The organism is Pseudomonas sp. P179 (genome assembly GCF_000478485.2).
GTDB classification, from domain to species: domain Bacteria; phylum Pseudomonadota; class Gammaproteobacteria; order Pseudomonadales; family Pseudomonadaceae; genus Pseudomonas; species Pseudomonas aeruginosa.
In genome coordinates this window covers 5,305,054-5,322,942 of sequence record NZ_KI517354.1, presented here as the reverse complement: position 1 = coordinate 5,322,942, position 17,889 = coordinate 5,305,054, and the positions used below count along the sequence as shown (strand labels likewise).

Genomic DNA, 17,889 nt, shown 5'->3' with positions numbered 1-17,889 from the left:
GCCGGCATGAGCAGCCTCCCCGTACCCGTATCGCTCGACAGCACCCTCCGCCATCTCGGCAGCGCCGACCCGCGGCGGCCGTTCCTGATCGACGCCCGCGAGCCGGAGCGACCGCTGGAATACACCTGGGGCGACGCCGACCGCCAGGTCGATGCCCTCGCCGAGCAGATCGCCGCGCATGCCTGCCGCAGTGTCGGCGTGCTGCTCGACAACAGCTACCGCAACCTCTGCCTGATCTATGCGGTCATGCGCGCGGGCAAGCATCTGGTGCTGATCGATCCCGAGTGGGGGGAGGCCGCGAAGCAGGCCATCGTCGACGAGATGCGCCTGGACGCGCTGGCCAGCGAACATCCGCTCGAGGGCGCGCTGGCCGGGCTGCGCCTGGCGCTGGACTTCGAGCGCAGCGCGACGCGCCGGCTCGACCGCGCCGCGCACAGCCACATGATCCTGTTCACCTCGGGCACCACCGGCCAGCCGAAAGGCATCGAACTCAGCCAGCAGGCCATGCTCCATGCCTACCGCATCGGCCGCGACTGCCTGGGCATCGGCGAGCACACGCGCTCCGGTTGCTTCTACCGGATCAGCGGCCTGGGCATCCTCGGCATCAATTTCCTCTTCCCGCTGCTGTACGGCGGCAGCGCGGTGCTCCTGCCGCTGCACTGCTGGGCCGACAGCGAAGGCTTCTGGGAATGCGTGGAACGCTTCGGCATCAGTTTCCTCTACCTGGTGCCGCCGGTGGTCAACCACATGGTCAAGGAAGGCTCCCCGCCGCCGCGCCGCTTGCCGTTGCAGCGCCTGCTCTGCGTCGCCGGCTCGGCGCGCCTGGACGCCGACCTGCAGGCGGCCTTCCAGCGCGACTACGCGGCGCTGGCGAACATCTACGGCCTCAGCGAGTGCGGCTTCGCCTTCCTCTTCGGCAAGCGTCGCGGCGATGCGTTCGACAACTCGGTGGGACCTGCCGTCGGCCTGGAACTCAAGCTGACCGACCCCGACGGCCGCCCGCTGGAGGGCAGCGGCGAACGCGGGCGCCTGTGGGTGCGCACGCCGAGCCTGTTCTCCGGCTACGTCAACCGCCCCGACCTGACCGCCCAGGTGCTCGAGGACGGCTGGCTGAACACCCAGGACCTCGCCTACTTCGACGAGGACCGCTGCGTGCACGTCCTCGGCCGTTGCGACGGCACCATCAACAAGGGCGGCAACCTGTTCCACCTGAATGAATGCGAAAGGGCGCTCAACGGCCTGGACGAGGTGATCGACGTCTGCTGCCTGAAGGTCGACTGCCCGCTCTATGGCGAAGACTATGTCGCCGTGATCCACACCGCGCCGCAGGTCGAGTTCGCCTTCCTGCCCTGGCTCCAGCAGCAGCTCGGCACCCTCCGCGCGCCACAGCGCGTGGTGCTGTCGCACCAGGCCCTGCCGCTGAACGGCGCCGGCAAGCACGACCGCCGTGCGCTCGCCGCCCTGCTGCAACGGGAAGCCTCGTGATGTGCGGCATCCTCGGTTACGTCGGCACCGGTTTCAGTGTCTCGCGCTTCGCCGGAGCGCTACGCCTGCTGGCCCATCGCGGCCCGTTCGGCGAGGGCATCGCGGCCCTGCCGAACGGCGCCATCGGCATGACCCGCCTGCCGATGTCCGGCGCCGCGGCGGTACCGCTGCCGCCGCAGGAGGGCCAGCGGCGGGTCGCCTACAACGGCGAGGTCTACCAGGCCGGCTGCGAAATCCATGGCGAGATCCGCCTGCTGCTCGACGGCTTGCAGCGCGGGGTACTGCCGGACGGCATGTACGCCCTCGCCAGCTGGGACCCGCAGACCCGGCAATTGACCCTGCTGCGCGACGAGTTCGGCATCAAGCCGCTGTACTACAGCTACCAGCCCGAGCGCGGCCTGCTGGCCTTCGCCTCCGAGCCGCGGGCGCTGCTGCACCTGCTCGGCGGCGCCCGCGCCGACGCCGAGGCGATCGCCCAGGTGGTCGCCGCCGGCGTGCCGCTGGAAGGCCAGACCCTGTTCCAGCAGGTCCGTCTGCTGCTGCCCGGCGAGGTGTTGCGCTTCGATCTCTCCCAGGAGCGTCCGCGCCTCTGCCAGCGCCAGCGGCTGGCCACCGCCCCGGCCAGCGAGGTGGACAGCCTCGACGAGCAGCTCGGCGAAACCCTCGAACGCTGCCGCCAGACCTTCCGCCCCTGCGCCCTGCTGGTCAGCGGCGGGGTCGATTCCAACCTGCTCGGCAGCTACCTGGACCCGCAGTTGCAACGCTTTCACCTGTGCCTGGAAGGCGACGAGGAAAGCCTGCTGCCACACCCTCGGCTGCAACGCTTCGAGCTGCGCCAGGAAGCCTTCATGCCGCTGCTGCGTCGCGCGGTCGGCAACTTCGGCGGGGCGACACGGATGTCCAGCCTGCTGATGTACCAGCGCCTGGCCGACGGTATCGGCGAGCAGGGCTATCACTGCGTGCTTCTCGGCGAAGGCGCCGACGAACTGTTCTGGGGCTACCCGCGCCATCTCGAACTCTGGCGCCGGCGCGACGCACCGGAACCGCGGCGCTTCGCCGCCGCCTGGTTCGGCGAGTACCGGCGCAAGGCCGCGCTGCTGGCGGAACCGGCGGGCCGACGGGTCGCCGAGCGGATCGAGGAACTCGCCCACGAGGCCCTCGGCCGGGGCCTCGAGGCGGCGATCGGCCAGTTCGACCTGCACTACTCGCTGGAGCCGCTGCTGCGCCGCGCCGACCATCTGCTGATGTCGCGCACCATCGAAGCGCGCACCCCCTACCTGCATGGCGCCCTGGCGCAGCGCGCCGGGCGCCTCCAGCGGATCGTCGGCGACACCGCCAAGGCACCGCTGGTGGCGCTCCTGGAGCAGCGCGAGAAACGCTGGCAGGCGCAGCCGAAACGGCATTTCCGCCTGCCGTTCGAACGTTGGCCGCAGGCCCTCGGGGAAATGCGCCGGCACCTCGCCGAACGCCTGCCGGCGCTCCACGACCTCGGCCTGGAAGGCCTGGATGCACCGAGCGTCGCGGCGCTGCCCGGCGACCAGTTGTTCACCCTCACCACCCTGTCGCTCTGGCAGCAGGAATACGGAGCCTCGCTATGACAACCATCCATCGTCGCCCCGCGCCCTGGCGGGGCAACGCGGTGTTCTGCGCTTCGGCCGCTTTCGCCGCCGGCCTGGAAACGCTGTTCGCGCGCCTGCTGGAGCGGCGTCCCGCGGATAGCGCGGAGGCTCTCCTGCGCCAGCGCCTGCATCACGAACTGGAGCATGGAAGCGGCGTGCTGCTGCACGATTCCGCGCTGCTGCGCGGACTCGCCGAGGACGAATTCCAGCGGGTGTTCCGCGCATTCTGCCAATGGCTGGGACGCACCGTGGCGATCAACCGCAACGGCGAGTACCTCAAGGAAGTGCGCGACCTCGGCCTGCGCGACGCCCGCGACGCGCCGCAGCGCGGCCACCTGACCAGCCAGGAACTGGCCTTCCACTCCGATCGCGCCGACCTCACGGTGCTCGCCTGCTGGTCGCCGGCACGCCGGGGCGGCGCCTTCCGCATCCGTTCCTCGGCCGACGTCCTCGCCACCCTGGAAGCCGCCAATCCGGCCTGGCTGCCCCTGCTCGGCCAGCCGATCCCCCACGACCTGCGCGACGAAGGCGACGCCGACTACGCGCTGGTGCCGCTGCTCACGGAAACCCCGCGGACCTTCGTCTTGCGCTATATCCGCAAGTTCAACGAATCGGTGACGCGCCACGGGCTAAGCCTCGCCCCGCAGGTGCGAAGCATGCTCGACGGCCTGGACGAGGCGATCGAACGCGCCGACGGCTATGCCGAACTGGACTTCAGCAAGGGCATGCTGGTGCTGGTGAACAACCACACCACCCTGCACGCGCGCACCGAGTTCAGCGACGACGAGCGGCAGCGCCGCTGCCTGCTGCGCTGCTGGCTGAGCAGCGAGTTCACCCGCGAACTGCCGGAAAGCTTCCTGCCGCTGTTCCACCAGGTAGCCGCCGGCAGCCTGCGCGGCGGCATCCGTCCCCTCGCCCAGGAGCCCCGCCCGTGAGCGACAACACCTTCAGCGTGCAACGCTTCCGCGCCCTGCCGACGGAAATCCACGTGATGCTCGTCGGTACGCTGCTGACCCGCGGCGCCTACTTCATGGTCTGGCCGTTCCTGGCATTGCTGCTGTGGCGCGAGTTCCGGCTGTCCGCCAGCGCCATCGGCCTGCTGCTGGCGCTGGCGACCGTCTGCGGCGCGCTCAGCGGCATCTACACCGGCTGGCTGTCGGACCGTTTCGGGCGCAAGCGCCTGATCTTCTTCGGCACCAGCCTCAGCGGGCTTTCCTTCGTGTTGCTGGGCTTCAGCGGCCAGCCGCTGTCCTACGGACTGGCGATCTCCGGGGTGAGCATCGGCTGCGCCCTGCTCGAATCCAGTTGCAAGGCGCTGATCGGCGACCGCGTCGAGGATCGCCGCTCGCGGGAACTGGCGCTCTACTGCCGGTACTTCCTGATCAACCTCGGCGCCGCCCTCGGCCCGCTGATCGGCCTGACTCTCGGCGTCGCCGCCCAGGCCGGCACCTTCCTGGTCACAGCGCTGGTCTACTTCTGCTACGGCCTGCTGCTCTGGCGCCTGCTGCACCACCTCGAACTTAAGCGGCGCAGCCTTGCCCCGCGATCCTCGACGGGGTTCCTCGAAGCCTGCCTGAGCATGGCCCGGCATCGCGCCTTCACCCTGCTGTTGCTGTGCAACATGCTGGCCGCGCTGATCTACGCCACCTTCGATTCGACCCTCGTGCAGTACCTCACCCGCAGCGGTCTGCCCGACGTGGTCAACAGCATCGCCCTGCTGGTGACCATCAACGCGCTGACCATAGTGGTCGCCCAGTTTCCCCTCCTCCGCCTGCTGGAAAACACCGGCACCGGCGGCCGCCTGATGCTCGGCATGCTGCTCATGCTCCTGGCCCAGCTAGGCTTCGCCTGGACCCCGGTGACCCTGTTCGCCGGCCTGGCGCTGGCCACGGTGGTGCTCAGCCTCGGCGAACTGATCGTGTTCCCGACCTTCAGCGTGGAGGTCGACCAACTGACCCCCGACGACTTGCGCGGCAGCTATTTCGGCGCGGCCAATCTCTACAGCCTCGGCACCGCGCTGGCACCGCTGTACGGCGGGATCATGCTCGACCATGCCGGCAGCCAGGCGCTGTACCTCGGCCTGGCCGCGCTGTGCGGGGTGATCATGCTGCTGCAGGTCGGCGCGGTCGGCCTGCGCCAGGCCGAGCGGGCCGGCGGATGAGCGGCGCGCTGCTGGTCTCGGGATTTTTCCTGCGCCGCTCCGCCTGGTCCGTGGAAGGCGCCGGCTGGCGAAGCTGCGACCATCTGCGCGACGCGCCCGGATGCGACCTGGCGCATTGGCTGGACCAGGCCGCCGCCACGCTGGCCGGCGAGGAGCGGGTGATACTCTGCGGCCACAGCTTCGGCGGCTACCTGGCGCAATGCCTGGCGGCCCGCCTGGGCGAGCGCGCCGCGCACCTGTACCTGTTCAGCGCGCTGGTCAGCGAGGGCGGCGGCGCGCTGGAAAGCTACCAGGACAGCGGCCAGGACAATCTCCTCGGGCTATGCCGCCTCGACCCGCTCGGAGGGCGGGTCCGCCTGGAAGACCGCGCCGGCTTCCTCGAACTGCTCGGCGCCGAGGTGCCGACCAGCGCCAGCGAACCCGCGCAATTGCTGATCGACTCGCCGCGGCAGGTTCGTCCAGCCTGCCCGGTCACCTACGTTGTGGCGGCCGCCGACCGGCTCAGCCCGCCGCCGCTGCAACGTACCTTCGCCCACCGCCTGGACGCGCGAGTGCGGGAATACCCGGGCGGGCACCTCGCCGCACTGGCGGACCCGCGCTTCCTTCGCGCCCTTATCGAATCTAATAATTAGATAGATAAAGCCACAAATACGCGCTTTTTTATCGCAATGATCTGACGGATGATGACCCCATCAACCGCCCGCCCCCCTCGCGCAAACGAGCGGCGACGGGCCCAATGGAGATCCGATCATGATCGAACGTCGTCCCTTCGACCGTCTGGGCCATGCCAACCACGGCTGGCTGAACGCGCGTCATCATTTTTCCTTCGCCGACTACTATGATCCGGAGCGCGAGGACTGGGGCCGCCTGCGGGTCTGGAACGATGACGAGATCGCCGCCGGCAGCGGCTTCCCGCCGCACCCGCACCGCGACATGGAGATCATTACCTATGTCCGCGAAGGCGCGATCACCCACCAGGACAGCCTGGGCAACAAGGGCCGCACCGAGGCCGGTGACGTGCAGGTGATGAGCGCCGGTACCGGCATCGTCCATTCGGAGTACAACCTGGAAGCCGAGACCACCCGGATCTTCCAGATCTGGATCATCCCGGACCGCCGCGGCGACCAACCGCGCTGGGGCTCCAAACCGTTCCCGAAGGCCGAGCGCGACGGTCGTTTCGTCACTCTCGCCAGCGGCGACGAGCAGGACAGCGAAGCGCTGCACATCCGCGCCGACGCCGAGGTCGCCGCGGTGACCCTGAAGGCCGGCCAGAGCGCCGAGTACGCCCTGGAAAACGGTCGCCGCGCCTACCTGGTGCCGGCCACCGGCAGCATCGAGGTCAACGGCGTGCGCGCCGAGGCCCGCGATGGCCTGGCGGTACGCGACGAACCGACCCTGAAGGTCACCGCCCTGGAAGACAGCGAAGTGCTGCTGGTGGAAGTGGCCTGACCCGACAGCCCCTCGCCCCCACGGGCGAGGGGCTGCTTTCGTTGCGCCCCAGCCTCTCTCGACGCAGCGGCGTTATCCGCCGCAACGCCTCCGGCCCTGCCGACTGGGTTCTTCCCAGCTTCACGCTTCGCGCTCACACTACCCGCAGAAGAATTCGAGAGGCTCCGCCATGCGTGAACTGCAACCCCTGCTGGAGAACCACGGGCTGCTCCTGCTGTTCCTCAACGTGCTCTGCGAGCAGGCCGGGCTGCCGATCCCTGCCTACCCGGCGCTGATCGTCGCCGGCGCGCTGGCCATGCAGGGCGTCGGCGCGCCGCTGGGCGTGGTCCTGCTGGTGGTGGTGCTCGCCTGCCTGCTGGCGGACGTCGCCTGGTACCTGGCCGGACGCCGCTACGGCGGCTTCCTCCTGCGCAGCATCTGCAAGGTCTCGCTGTCCCAGGACAGTTGCATCCGCCAGAGCCAGAACATGTACCTGCGGGTCGGTCCGAGGGCGCTGCTGATGTCGAAGTTCCTGCCCGGCGCCAGTGCGTTGTCCACCACCCTGGCCGGCATGACCCGCACCCACCTGCGCCGCTTCCTCGCCTACGACGCCGCCGGCTCGGCACTCTGGGCCGGTTCCGCGCTGCTGCTGGGGGTGATCTTCAGCGATGCGGTAGACCACCTGCTGGCCCTGCTCAGCGACTACGCGGCCATCGGCGCGCTGCTGATCGCCGGCGCCTTCGCCGCCTTCATCGCCTGGAAGCTCTGGCAGCGCCAGCGCCTGCTGTCGCGCAGCCGGCGGATTCCGCGAATCAGCGTGGAGGAACTGGAAAACCTTCGCGAACAGGGGCAATTGCCGGTGATCCTCGATGTCCGCGCCCATCACGAAGACGAGCCAAGCGGCATTCCGGGAGCCATCCCGGTGGAGCTGAACGTGTCGCTGAAGGACCTCCCCGGCGACCTCAGGGACGCCAGCATCGTCATCTATTGCGCCTGTCCCCACGAACTTTCCGCCGCGATGCTCGCCCAGCGCCTCAACGCCTCCGGCTTCACCCGCACCTGGGCGCTGGCCGGCGGCCTGGACGCCTGGCGCAAGGCCTACGGGCAGGTCGTGGCGAACACCTGAGCGACGCCCACCGGGTTCAGCCCAGGGCCTGCACCGCCGCGCCGCCGGCTTGCCGCTGCGGCGCCGGCGAGGAGAACACCAGGTAGCCGTCCTCGACCTTGCCGTAGCGCAGCAGCGCCAGGTCGAGGACGTAGTTCTGGTAAAGCTTCCAGGGCATCCGGTCGCCCTGCTTGGGCATGCGCTCGGCGGCGCGCTGGATGTAGCCGGAGTCGAGGTTGAGGAAGGGCTCCTCGCGCACGTCGCCGGTGCTGTCGCGGGCGGTCACCTGGCGCATGCCGGTGGCATCCATGTGATTGATCAGGCGGCAGAAGTATTCGCTGGAGAGGTCCGCCTTGAGCGTCCAACTGGCGTTGGTATAGCCGACCACCGCCGCCAGGTTCGGCAGGTCGCGCAGCATGATGCCGCGATAGCCCATGCTCTGGTTGACCTGGAACGGCTTGCCGTCGACCGCCAGCTCGGCGCCGCCGAACATCACCAGGTCGAGGCCGGTGGCGGTGACGATGATGTCCGCCTCCAGCACCTCGCCGGTCTTCAGGCGAATGCCCCGCTCGACGAAGCGGTCGATGTGCTCGGTGACCACCGACGCCTTGCCCTTGCGCAGCACCTTGAACAGGTCGCCGTCCGGCACCGCGCAGACCCGCTCGTCCCACGGCTTGTAGCGCGGGCTGAAGTGACGCATGTCGAAGCGTTTGCCCAGTTGCAGGCTGGCCAGCTTGAGCAGGGCCTTGCGGACCAGGCCGGGGAAGGTCCTGGCGAGCATGAAGAAGACCATCTGCATGGCCACGTTGCGCGCCCGCGCCTGGCGGTAGATCCAGGTTTCCGGAAGGAAGCGGCGGAGGAAATTGGAGATCGCGTCCTTCTGCGGCAGGGTGATCACGTAGGATGGCGAGCGCTGCAACATGGTGACGTGGGCGGCCTTGTCGGTCAGCGACGGCACCAGGGTCACGGCGGTCGCGCCGCTACCGATCACCACCACCTTCTTGCCGCTGTAGTCGAGGTCCTCGGGCCACAGCTGCGGATGGACGACCTGCCCGGCGAAGTCCTCGCGACCGACGAATTCCGGGGTATAGCCGGCCTCGTAGCGGTAGTAGCCGGTGCACATCAGCAGGAACTGCGCGGTCATGCGCAGCGGCTCGGGCTCGTCGCCGCGCTGCACGTCGAGGTTCCAGCGCGCATTGGCGGAATCCCAGTCGGCCCTGAGCACCCGGTGGCGGTAGCGGATCTTCCGGTCGATGCCGTTCTCCCGTGCGGTCTCCTCGATGTAGCGGCGGATCGACGGACCGTCGGCGATGGCCTTGGGATCGCTCCATGGCTTGAAGTTGTAGCCGAGGGTGAACATGTCCGAGTCGGAACGGATGCCGGGGTAGCGGAACAGGTCCCAGGTACCGCCCATCGCCGCGCGCCCTTCGAGCAGGGCGAAGCTCTTGCCGGGGCAATGCTTCATCAGGTGGTAGGCGGCGCCGACGCCGGACAATCCGGCGCCGACGATGAGTACGTCCAGGTGTTCGACAGGCATAAGGTTCCTCGATCGGCGGAAGCGTCCAGCCGTCTGCTGGGCTGATGCCCTCCACCCTACAGAGGGGATGCCGCGCGGGTATCCCAACCTTCGTACTGCGATATCCGCAAAGTATGGACCCAGGCGTGGGAATTACCCATGCCGGCGTACCGGCATGGGTCGGGCGCTAGGACGCGCGGGAAGGTTTCTCCGGGGTCTCCGCCGCTACCGCGCCACGGTCTTCCAGCTGGTCGGTCTGGAACAGCGTCTCCAGCTCGACCCGCGCCTCGCGAGCGCTTTTGATCAGCGCGTCGCGGTCGTTGTAGAACAGGTGCTGGGAGGCCAGGACCTCTTCGTCGTGCCGGCGGAAACGACGGATCCGCGCGTCCGCCTGTTCCTCGCTCAGACCCAGGCCGCAGAGCACCATGCGGCTCATCTCCAGGCTGGAGAAGAAGGTCTCGCGCACCGGCTCGACCCCGGCGTCGAGCAACAGGTGGACGTGCTGGCGGTTACGCGCGCGAGCGATGATCTTCAGGTGCGGATACAGCTTGCGCACGCGCTTGGCCGTCTCGATGTTGGTCTCCGGGTCATCGGTGGCGATGACGAAGAACTCGGCCTTCTCTACCTGGGCCGCGCGAAGGATCTCCGGGCGCATCGGGTCGCCGTAGAAGATCGGGATCGCGCCGAGGGTACGGGTCAGCTCGATGGTCTCCACCGAGGTGTCCAGGGCGATGAACGGCACGCGCTGGGCGCGCAGCACGCGAGCGACGATCTGGCCCATGCGGCCGACCCCGGCGATCACCACGCGCGGGGTGTCGTCGTTGTCGATGCGTTCCATTTCCGGCGGCGGCTTCGTCGCCTCCGGCTCCTTCGCCAGCAGGCGCGCGAGACCGAGTACCAGCAACGGGGTCAGGGCCATCGACAGGGTGATGGAAAGCACCAGCAGGTTGTGCAGGTCGTTCTGGAACAGGCCCTGGTCGCGGGCCATCTTGAACACGACGAAGGCGAACTCGCCGCCGGCCGCCAGGACCACGCCCAGGCGCAGCGCCGAGGCCTTGTCGAGGCCGCCGGAAATGCGTCCGACGAAGTACAGCACCGGCGCCTTCAGGGCGATCAGCAGCACGGTCAGGCCGAGCACCATCCACGGCGACTTGAGCAGCAGGCTGATGTCCGCGCTCATCCCCACGCTGATGAAGAACAGGCCGAGCAACAGGCCCTTGAACGGCTCGATCTGCGCCTCCAGTTCGTGGCGGTACTCCGAGTCGGCCAGCAGCAGGCCGGCGAGGAAGGCACCGAGGGCCATGGACACGCCGGCCAGCTCCATCAGCAGCGCGGTGCCCATCACCACCAGCAGCGCGGTGGCGGTGGACATGTCCTGCAGCTTGGTCTGGGCGACGATGCGGAACACCGGGCGCAGCAGGTAGCGGCCACCGACCACCACCGCGGCGATGCTGCCGACTACCTTGAGGGTCTGGGTCAGTTCGCTGCCGCCGGCGTCGCTGTGCGCACCGCTGAGCAGCGGGATCATGGCGATCAGCGGGATCGCCGCGATATCCTGGAACAGCAGGATGGCGAAGGCCAGGCGGCCATGGGGCTGGGTCAGTTCCTTGCGCTCGGCGAGGATCTGCAGGCCGAAGGCGGTGGACGACAGCGCCAGGCCCAGGCCGAGCACCACCGCGCTGTTCACCGGTTGGTCGAAGCCGACCAGGGCCACGGTGCCGATCACCACGCCGGTCAGCAGCACCTGCAGCAGGCCGACGCCGAACACCGACTTGCGCATCACCCACAGGCGCCGCGGCGACAGCTCCAGGCCGATGATGAACAGCAGCAATACCACGCCCATCTCGGAGATCTGCGCGACGCTTTCCGGGTTGTCCACCAGGCCCAGCACGCTGGGACCGATCAGCACGCCGGCCAGCAGGTAGCCGAGCACCGCGCCCAGTTGCAGGCGCTTGGCCAGCGGCACCATGAACACCGCCGCGATCAGGAAGACCACGCCGGACTGGAGAAAACTGCTTCCGTGTTCCACGCTCAACTCCCGCTGGCGGCGCTGGCGCCGAACCGGTCGCGGATGGTGGCGATGGTCTCCACATCCATGGCGATATAGGCCTGCTTGACGAAGGCGTCGTAGGGCAGTTCGTCGCCCAGCGGCTGCAGGTAGCGGGTGCAGTAGGCGAAACGCACGAACAGCGAGCCGGGTTCCGGCTCCTCGATGGTCATGTCGAGGCTGCCGCCGGCCACCTCGGCGCTCGGCTTGATGCTGTAGTGGGCACTGTCCGGCGCCTTCAGCACGACTTCGTCCTCGACCACCAGACCCGGCAGGTACAGGCGCCGGTGCAGGCGGTCGCCGTCATCGACGAGGATCTCGAAACGCTCCAGGCCGACGACGAAATACTGTGGCTCGCGCGCACGGCAGACCAGGCCTTCCCAGAGTTGCAGCCGGTCGAGGACCGGCAGGTCGACAAGCGTCCGGTCGTTGACCTGGACCAGGTGTTCGAATTGCATGTGGCTCACTTCCTGTTCGGTGCATGCGATAGGCGAGTTCTGACCGGCGATGGGTGCAGAAAGTTTTCCCGCTGCCGGCGAATCGCCAGACCGCAGGTCCGCAACGATCGCCGACAGGCATTCGAGGACGCCGCCGGGGCACCCGGCGGCACATCGACCTCACTCGGCGTCGATCTTCCAGGGAATCGGCGGAGCGCTCAAGCGCGGCCCTTCCAGGGCGTCGAGCCGGCCGAAGCGGGCATCCCCCTCCTCCCAGGCCTTCTGCGCCCGGGCGATCTCACCCTTGCTGTGGCCGACGAAGTTCCACCACATGAAGATCTCCGCGCCGAACGGTGCGCCACCCAGCAATAGCACCCGCGCGCCAGGGTCGAGTTGCAGTTGCAGGCCGTCGCGGCCGTCGCCCAGGTAGGCCAGTTCGTTCACCGCGAAATGCTCGCCGCCCACTTCCAACCCGCCTTCCAGCGGCAGCAGGCCGTACTCGAAGTGCGGGTCGAGCGTCAGTTGCAGGGTCGAGGCGTCGTGGCAGGCCAGGTCGGCACCGAGCAGCGGCGAGTAGAGCCGGCACGGCGCCTGCCGCCCGTCCAGAGCGCCGGCCAGCAGGGTGAAGGTGACCCCCTGCTCCTGCCAGCGCGGCAGGTCGGGATGATGGTCGAAGGCCGGGGCGATGTCGCGCTGCTCGTAGGGCAGCGCGATCCACAACTGCGCGGCGTGGGCGTGGCGCTCGTCGGGCAGTGACTCCTCGGTGTGGGCGATGCCATGGCCGGCGGTCATCAGGTTGACCTGGCCGGGGCGGATCACCTGGACGTTGCCCAGGCTGTCGCGGTGCAACGCCTCGCCCTGGATCATCCAGGTAAAGGTCTGCAGGCCGATGTGCGGGTGCGGGCCCACGGCCAGGCCGCCGCCGGGTTCGAATTCGGCGGGACCGGCATGGTCGAGGAAGCACCAGGCACCGATCATCCGCCGCTGGCGCGACGGCATCAGCCGACTGACGGTGATCCCGCCGCCGATTTCCGCGGCACGCGCGGTGACCCGTTGCAGCAGGTGTTCGCGGCGCTCCGGACAGTCCCGCGAGGAGGACAGGTCGCAACGCTCTTCGGTATTGCTCATGTTCAGGCTCTCCGGTGACGAGGCATTCAACCGCGCAGGCGGCGCACCCATAGCTGCAGGGCCTGCAACTGCTGCTGGATCAGCTCGCGCGCCTTGTCGTCGAGCAGCCGGCCCTGGGCGTCGAAGGCGTTCTGCGCGCTGGAGATCATCACTTCCGGCTTGTTCAGCGGATGAACGTCGAGGAACACCAGCGTCTGGCGCAAGTGATACTGCGCCCGCGCGGTGCCGAAACGCCCGGCGCTGGCGCCGAGGATCGCCGCCGGCTTGCCGGAGAACGGCTGCTCCGGCGGCCGCGAGGCCCAGTCGATGGCATTCTTCAGCACCCCGGCCATCGAATAGTTGTATTCCGGGGTGGCGAACAGCAGCGCGTCCGCCGCGCGAATCTGCTCGCGGAAGCGTTCCACCGCGGGCGGGAAGCCGAGGGCGTAGACGTCCTCGTTGTACAGCGGGATGCCGGAGATGTCCGCCAGCTCGATGCTCATGCCCGGCGGGACCAGGCCGATCGCCTCCTGCAGCGCCGCGCTGTTGTAGGAGCCGCTGCGCAGGCTGCCGGAAATGCCCAATACCTTGATGTCGTCGCTCATGCCGTGCTCCTCGATGTGTGTGCGGGGTTCAGTCGCGCAGTTGGCTGCTGACGCTGACCTCTCCGGAGAGTACACGATGGATCGGGCAGGCATTGGCGATCTCCAGCAGGCGCTGGCGCTGCTCGGCATCGAGATCGCCGGCCAGGCGGATGTCGCGGCGGATATGGGTGAAGGGCTCCGGCTTGGTGCGTTCCTCGACGATGTTCAGTTGCACGTCGATCCCCTCCAGCGGCCACTCCTTGCGCTGCGCGTACATCGCCACGGTGATCGCCGTGCAGGCGCCCAGCGCCGAGAGCAGGATCTCGTGCGGCGAGGGACCGCTGTCGCCGCCGCCGAGGGCGGCCGGCACGTCGCTCAGCCACTGGTGGCTGTCGTCGCCGAGGGTCACGCGATAAGGGGTGGTGCCGAGGGAAGCGTTGACGACCTGGGTAGCCATGGGGTTTCTCCTGTGCATGGGGGGCGTGCCGGAACCTCGGGTTCCGGCGAAGCGGCGTTCCGATGAAAACACCTGGACGGAAAACGACACAAGGCACCCGATGGTCGGAGTGCCTTGTGTCCGGGACAGCGGCGAAGCCGGCTTACTTCTTCGTGCCGAAGCTCTGGATCAGGTTGGCGTACGCCGGCAGGTGGCCGCCGAGGATGGCACCGAAGCCTTCGATGTCGTTGCGCCAGTCGCGGTGCAGTTCGCAGCCGACGCTGAACCAGTTCATCAGTTGCGCGCCGGCGGCGGTCATGCGCGCCCAGGCGGCGTCGCGCACCACCGGGTTGAAGGTGCCGGAGGCGTCGGTGACGACGAATACGTCAAACCCCTCCTCCAGTGCCGAGAGGGTCGGGAAGGCTACGCAGACATCGGTCACCACGCCGGCGATGATCAGTTGCTTCTTGCCGGTGGCCTTGACTGCCTTGACGAAGTCCTCGTTGTCCCAGGCGTTGATGTTGCCGGGGCGGGCGATGTAAGGGGCCTGCGGAAACATTTCCTTGAGTTCCGGCACCAGCGGGCCGTTGGGGCCATCCTCGAAGCTGGTGGTGAGGATGGTCGGCAGGTTGAAGAACCTGGCGATGTCGGCCAATGCCAGGACATTGTTCTTGAACTCGTCCGGGCTGAAATCGCGGACCAGGGAGAGCAGGCCTGCCTGGTGGTCGACGAACAGCACCGCCGCATCGTTCTTGTCGAGTCGCTTGTAGGTGAAGGACATGGTGTTTCTCCGGTCTCGGGCGGCGTCCGTCGCCGCGCGGTGTGAAACGAAGCGCCTCCTGGGAGGCAAGCATGGGCGGTCTCGGGAGCGCACGCCGCCCATCAAGAGTAGTGACAGCGACAGCGATTTACCGCCCGGTAAAATGCGAAAACGGTGTTCTCGATACGAGAACAATGCCATTCCCCGGGCGCGCTACGCTTGCCCTGCCATTGTCTTTCCCGCACGTTCGACGCGCGCATCCCCTTACCAGGAGTTCTCCCGCATGCGACAGTCTGCCTCCCGATTGTTTCGAGATTCGCCATGAGCCTGCGCCTTGAAGACATACAGGCCTTCCTCAACGTGGTCGAGCTGGGCAGCATCAGCGCCGCCGCCGAACGCATGAGCCTGTCCAAGTCCGTGATCAGCAAACGCGTCAGCGACCTGGAGCGCCATCTCGGCGTGCGCCTGCTCTACCGCTCGACGCGCAACGTCGAGCCGACCGAGGCCGGCGGCTTCTTCTACAAGTCGGCCAAGGCCTCGCTGCAGGACCTGAACAACGCCGCGGAAAGCGTGGCCCTGCGCGAGAACGACCTGTGCGGGGAATTGCGGGTGATGGCGCCGATGAGCTTCGGCACGCTCTGGCTGGGGCCGCTGGTGATGGAATTCATGGCGCGCAACCCGCGCCTGGAAGTGGTCCTGCAACTGGACGACCGGATCGTCGACTTCGAGAAGGAAGGCTACGACCTGGCGATCCGCATCACCCGCCTGCAGGACAGCTCGCTGATCGCCCGCCAACTGGGCACCAGCCGCCGGGTAGTGTGTTGCAGCCCGGAATACCTGGAACGGCACGGCCCGCTGCAACGCATCGAAGACATCCTCTGCCATCCCTGCATCGGCTACAGCCACAACACCCCGTCGCAGCTATGGAGCTTCGAGCCGCGGGTGGCCGGCGAGCCGGCGCGGATGATCACCCCGCGCGGACGCTTCAACACCAACAACGGCCAGACCATGCGCGACGCCGCGGTGCGTGGCCTGGGCCTGGCGATGCTGCCGCTGTTCATCGCCGCCGAGGACCTGGCCGCCGGCCGGCTGGTCGAGGCCCTGCCGCAGGAGCGGCCGCTGGACGACCTGATCTACGCCATGTATTCGCGAGCGGCAACCCTCTCGCCGAAGGTGAAGCTGTTCGTCCAGTTTCTCCAGCAGGCCCTGGGCAGCCCGCCGTGGGGCGTGCGCTGAGCCTCGCTCAGCGCTTGCGACAGACGCTCAGCCCGTCGCCGATCGGCAGCAGCGAGTAGTCCACCCGCGCGTCGTTCTTCAGCGCCAGGTTGAGCTGCTGGATGCCGCGGGTATCCGCACTCTTCGGCTGCGCTTCGAGCACCCGGCCGCTCCACAGCACGTTGTCGAAAAGCACCAGCCCACCCTGGCGCACCAGCGCCAGCGCGGCCTCCAGGTATTCGGGGTAGTTGGCCTTGTCGGCGTCGATGAAGGCCAGGTCGAACTGCCCGGCCAGGCCTTCGTCGAGCAACGCACGCAGGGTTTCCAGGGCGGGCCCGAGGCGTAGCTCGATGCGCTCCTCGACAGCGGCTTCGCGCCAGTAGCGGCGCGCAGTCAGGTGGTAGTCGCCGGGCAGGTCGCAGCAGGTAAGACGCCCCTGCTCGCCAAGGGCGGTAGCCATGCACAGGGCGCTGTAGCCGGTGAAGGTGCCGACCTCCAGCGCCCGCCGCGCGCCGATCAGGGTCAGCAGCAAGGCGATGAACTGGCCCTGCTCGGGGGCGATCTGCCAGCGTGCGTTGGGCAGCTTCGCGGTTTCCTCGCGCAGGCGGGTCATCAGCGGGGTTTCCCGCAGCGAAACGTCCAGCAGGTAGCGATAGAGGTTGTCGTCGAGATTGAGGGTGCGGGTGGTCATGATGGCCCCGGACCTCCCCGCCTCAGGGCACCCGCGCCAACGGCGACGGCGCGACCAGCACGCGCTTGGCGTCCAGGTACGCGCGTTGCCAGTAGCTGTTCTGCAGGCTGTCCAGGCGCACCGTGCCGCCGGTGCGCGGCGCATGCACGAAGCGACCCTCGCCGACGTAGATGCCGGCATGGCTCACGGTGCGACCACCGGAGGTGGCGAAGAACACCAGGTCGCCGGTCTGCAGGGCCTGCACCGGCACGCTGGGCGCGCGCATGGAAATCATCTCGCGGGTCGAGCGCGGCAGCTTGATGCCGGTCATGTCGCGGTAGACGAAGTTGATCAGGCCGCTGCAATCGAAGCCCGAATCGGGCGTGTTGCCGCCCCAGCGGTAGGGCGTGCCGACCAGGCCGAGGGCACGGAACAGCACATCGTCGGCGGCGGGCGAGAAATTCCTCGCCGGACGGAATACGACCTGTTTGGCGGGCGCGGGGGGCGGCGCTTTGCTGGCGCAGGCGGTAAGCAGCGCAGCAAAGGCGAGGATCGAGAATCGGGCCAGTGCATGCATGGTGGAAGCCTTCCTGGTGAGGAATGCTTCCACTTTGCTACGACAAGGAGTTAAACGCAATACTTAAAGTAAAACTTTAAGTTTAGCGCTTGCTCGTCAGGGCATCCTTGTAGCCGGGTTCGAGCACCCGCTTGGCTTCCATGTAGCTCAGGCTCCAGTAGCTGGAGTCCAGGCTGTCCACCCGCACCCCGCCGCCGCGACGGCTGGCGGAATGGATGAACTGGCCATCGCCGATGTAGATGCCGGCGTGGCTGACGCGACCACGGCCACGGTTGTTGAAGAACAGCAGGTCGCCGGGCTGCAGCTCGTCCTTGGAGACCAGCGGTACGTCCATATCGATGAGTTCGCGGGTGGAGCGCGGCAGCTTGATGCCGGCCTCCTCGCGGAACAGGTAGCCGACGAAGCCGCTGCAATCGAAGCCTTTCGCCGTCGTACCGCCGAAACGGTACGGCGTACCGATCAGTTCGAAAGCGCGCTCGAGGATGCTGGACGCCAGCGCAGGCGTACCAGCCGATGAATTGTCCGCCCCTTCGTCCTCAACATCCTGCCAAGCGATCGCGTCGCGTTCGACGTCGATGCTGCTCTTGGCTGCGGTCGGCTCTTTGGCGACCTGCGGCTCCGGCGAATGGCTGGCGCAAGCGGCCAGCAGCAGAACGAAACTCATGGGCACGAGGGGTGCTAAGCGTTTAAGCATGGGCACGACCGTGTCTCATTAGTTTTACTAGCGGGCTAATTTGCCTTC

At 67.9% G+C, this 17,889-nt stretch carries 18 protein-coding genes; 8 read left to right on the top strand and 10 right to left on the bottom strand.

Annotated elements, in window-relative coordinates; genetic code table 11:
• Positions 1–6: 6 nt before the first annotated feature.
• The 7 genes from HMPREF1224_RS36835 to HMPREF1224_RS36805 all read left to right on the top strand — a co-directional run bounded on the left by HMPREF1224_RS36835 (position 7) and on the right by HMPREF1224_RS36805 (position 7,819).
• A complete protein-coding gene (locus HMPREF1224_RS36835; protein ID WP_003159809.1) occupies positions 7–1,485 on the top strand; it encodes an ANL family adenylate-forming protein in 1,479 nt (492 codons plus the stop codon).
• Positions 1,485–3,083 carry an asparagine synthetase B family protein gene (locus HMPREF1224_RS36830; RefSeq protein WP_010793929.1) on the top strand — a complete coding sequence of 533 codons (1,599 nt, stop codon included), beginning with the start codon at positions 1,485–1,487 and terminating at the stop codon, positions 3,081–3,083. The genes HMPREF1224_RS36835 and HMPREF1224_RS36830 overlap by 1 nt, the downstream gene beginning before the upstream one ends.
• The gene (locus tag HMPREF1224_RS36825; RefSeq protein ID WP_003082503.1) at positions 3,080–4,039 is read left to right on the top strand and encodes a clavaminate synthase family protein; all 960 of its coding nucleotides are present in this window, start codon (positions 3,080–3,082) and stop codon (positions 4,037–4,039) included. Before HMPREF1224_RS36830 ends, HMPREF1224_RS36825 begins: the two co-directional genes overlap by 4 nt.
• The gene (locus HMPREF1224_RS36820) at positions 4,036–5,265 is read left to right on the top strand and encodes an MDR family MFS transporter (RefSeq protein ID WP_003082502.1); all 1,230 of its coding nucleotides are present in this window, start codon (positions 4,036–4,038) and stop codon (positions 5,263–5,265) included. Before HMPREF1224_RS36825 ends, HMPREF1224_RS36820 begins: the two co-directional genes overlap by 4 nt.
• Positions 5,262–5,897, top strand: coding sequence for an alpha/beta fold hydrolase (locus HMPREF1224_RS36815; RefSeq protein ID WP_003082501.1), 636 nt, complete (start codon positions 5,262–5,264; stop codon positions 5,895–5,897). The genes HMPREF1224_RS36820 and HMPREF1224_RS36815 overlap by 4 nt, the downstream gene beginning before the upstream one ends.
• Positions 5,898–6,015: 118 nt before the next feature.
• Positions 6,016–6,714, top strand: coding sequence for a pirin family protein (locus tag HMPREF1224_RS36810; RefSeq protein WP_003086661.1), 699 nt, complete (start codon positions 6,016–6,018; stop codon positions 6,712–6,714).
• A 169-nt stretch (positions 6,715–6,883) separates the two neighbouring features.
• Positions 6,884–7,819 (top strand): DedA family protein/thiosulfate sulfurtransferase GlpE, encoded by a 936-nt coding sequence (locus HMPREF1224_RS36805; RefSeq protein WP_010793928.1) that lies wholly within the window; start codon positions 6,884–6,886, stop codon positions 7,817–7,819.
• A gap of 16 nt (positions 7,820–7,835) precedes the next feature.
• Here HMPREF1224_RS36805 and HMPREF1224_RS36800 read toward each other — a convergent pair whose 3' ends face one another.
• The 7 genes from HMPREF1224_RS36800 to ycaC all read right to left on the bottom strand — a co-directional run bounded on the left by HMPREF1224_RS36800 (position 7,836) and on the right by ycaC (position 14,706).
• Entirely contained in the window at positions 7,836–9,335 is a 1,500-nt protein-coding gene (locus tag HMPREF1224_RS36800) for a flavin-containing monooxygenase (RefSeq protein WP_003082495.1), read from the bottom strand.
• A 166-nt stretch (positions 9,336–9,501) separates the two neighbouring features.
• Positions 9,502–11,343: a glutathione-regulated potassium-efflux system protein KefB gene (kefB, locus tag HMPREF1224_RS36795; RefSeq protein ID WP_003086638.1), complete on the bottom strand. Its 1,842-nt coding sequence runs from the start codon at positions 11,341–11,343 to the stop codon at positions 9,502–9,504.
• A gap of 2 nt (positions 11,344–11,345) precedes the next feature.
• Positions 11,346–11,819 (bottom strand): SRPBCC family protein, encoded by a 474-nt coding sequence (locus HMPREF1224_RS36790; protein WP_003082488.1) that lies wholly within the window; start codon positions 11,817–11,819, stop codon positions 11,346–11,348.
• Positions 11,820–11,978: 159 nt separating this feature from the next.
• Positions 11,979–12,926: a pirin family protein gene (locus tag HMPREF1224_RS36785; RefSeq protein ID WP_010793927.1), complete on the bottom strand. Its 948-nt coding sequence runs from the start codon at positions 12,924–12,926 to the stop codon at positions 11,979–11,981.
• 26 nt (positions 12,927–12,952) lie between these two features.
• The gene (locus HMPREF1224_RS36780; protein WP_003082483.1) at positions 12,953–13,510 is read right to left on the bottom strand and encodes an NAD(P)H-dependent FMN reductase; all 558 of its coding nucleotides are present in this window, start codon (positions 13,508–13,510) and stop codon (positions 12,953–12,955) included.
• Positions 13,511–13,538: 28 nt separating this feature from the next.
• On the bottom strand, positions 13,539–13,946 hold the full coding sequence (locus HMPREF1224_RS36775; RefSeq protein ID WP_003112456.1) for an OsmC family protein: 408 nt from the start codon (positions 13,944–13,946) through the stop codon (positions 13,539–13,541).
• A gap of 142 nt (positions 13,947–14,088) precedes the next feature.
• Positions 14,089–14,706 carry an isochorismate family cysteine hydrolase YcaC gene (gene ycaC, locus HMPREF1224_RS36770; protein WP_003082476.1) on the bottom strand — a complete coding sequence of 206 codons (618 nt, stop codon included), beginning with the start codon at positions 14,704–14,706 and terminating at the stop codon, positions 14,089–14,091.
• Positions 14,707–15,006: 300 nt separating this feature from the next.
• Here ycaC and HMPREF1224_RS36765 point away from each other — a divergent pair, with 300 nt between their 5' ends.
• Positions 15,007–15,921: a LysR family transcriptional regulator gene (locus tag HMPREF1224_RS36765; RefSeq protein WP_003082475.1), complete on the top strand. Its 915-nt coding sequence runs from the start codon at positions 15,007–15,009 to the stop codon at positions 15,919–15,921.
• 7 nt (positions 15,922–15,928) lie between these two features.
• On the opposite strand, the gene HMPREF1224_RS36760 is transcribed toward HMPREF1224_RS36765, so the two are convergent.
• The 3 genes from HMPREF1224_RS36760 to HMPREF1224_RS36750 all read right to left on the bottom strand — a co-directional run bounded on the left by HMPREF1224_RS36760 (position 15,929) and on the right by HMPREF1224_RS36750 (position 17,847).
• The gene (locus tag HMPREF1224_RS36760; RefSeq protein WP_003086626.1) at positions 15,929–16,591 is read right to left on the bottom strand and encodes an O-methyltransferase; all 663 of its coding nucleotides are present in this window, start codon (positions 16,589–16,591) and stop codon (positions 15,929–15,931) included.
• A 22-nt stretch (positions 16,592–16,613) separates the two neighbouring features.
• Positions 16,614–17,147, bottom strand: coding sequence for a C40 family peptidase (locus HMPREF1224_RS36755; protein ID WP_010793926.1), 534 nt, complete (start codon positions 17,145–17,147; stop codon positions 16,614–16,616).
• 82 nt (positions 17,148–17,229) lie between these two features.
• On the bottom strand, positions 17,230–17,847 hold the full coding sequence (locus HMPREF1224_RS36750; RefSeq protein ID WP_003082470.1) for a C40 family peptidase: 618 nt from the start codon (positions 17,845–17,847) through the stop codon (positions 17,230–17,232).
• Between the last annotated feature and the right edge of the window lie 42 nt (positions 17,848–17,889).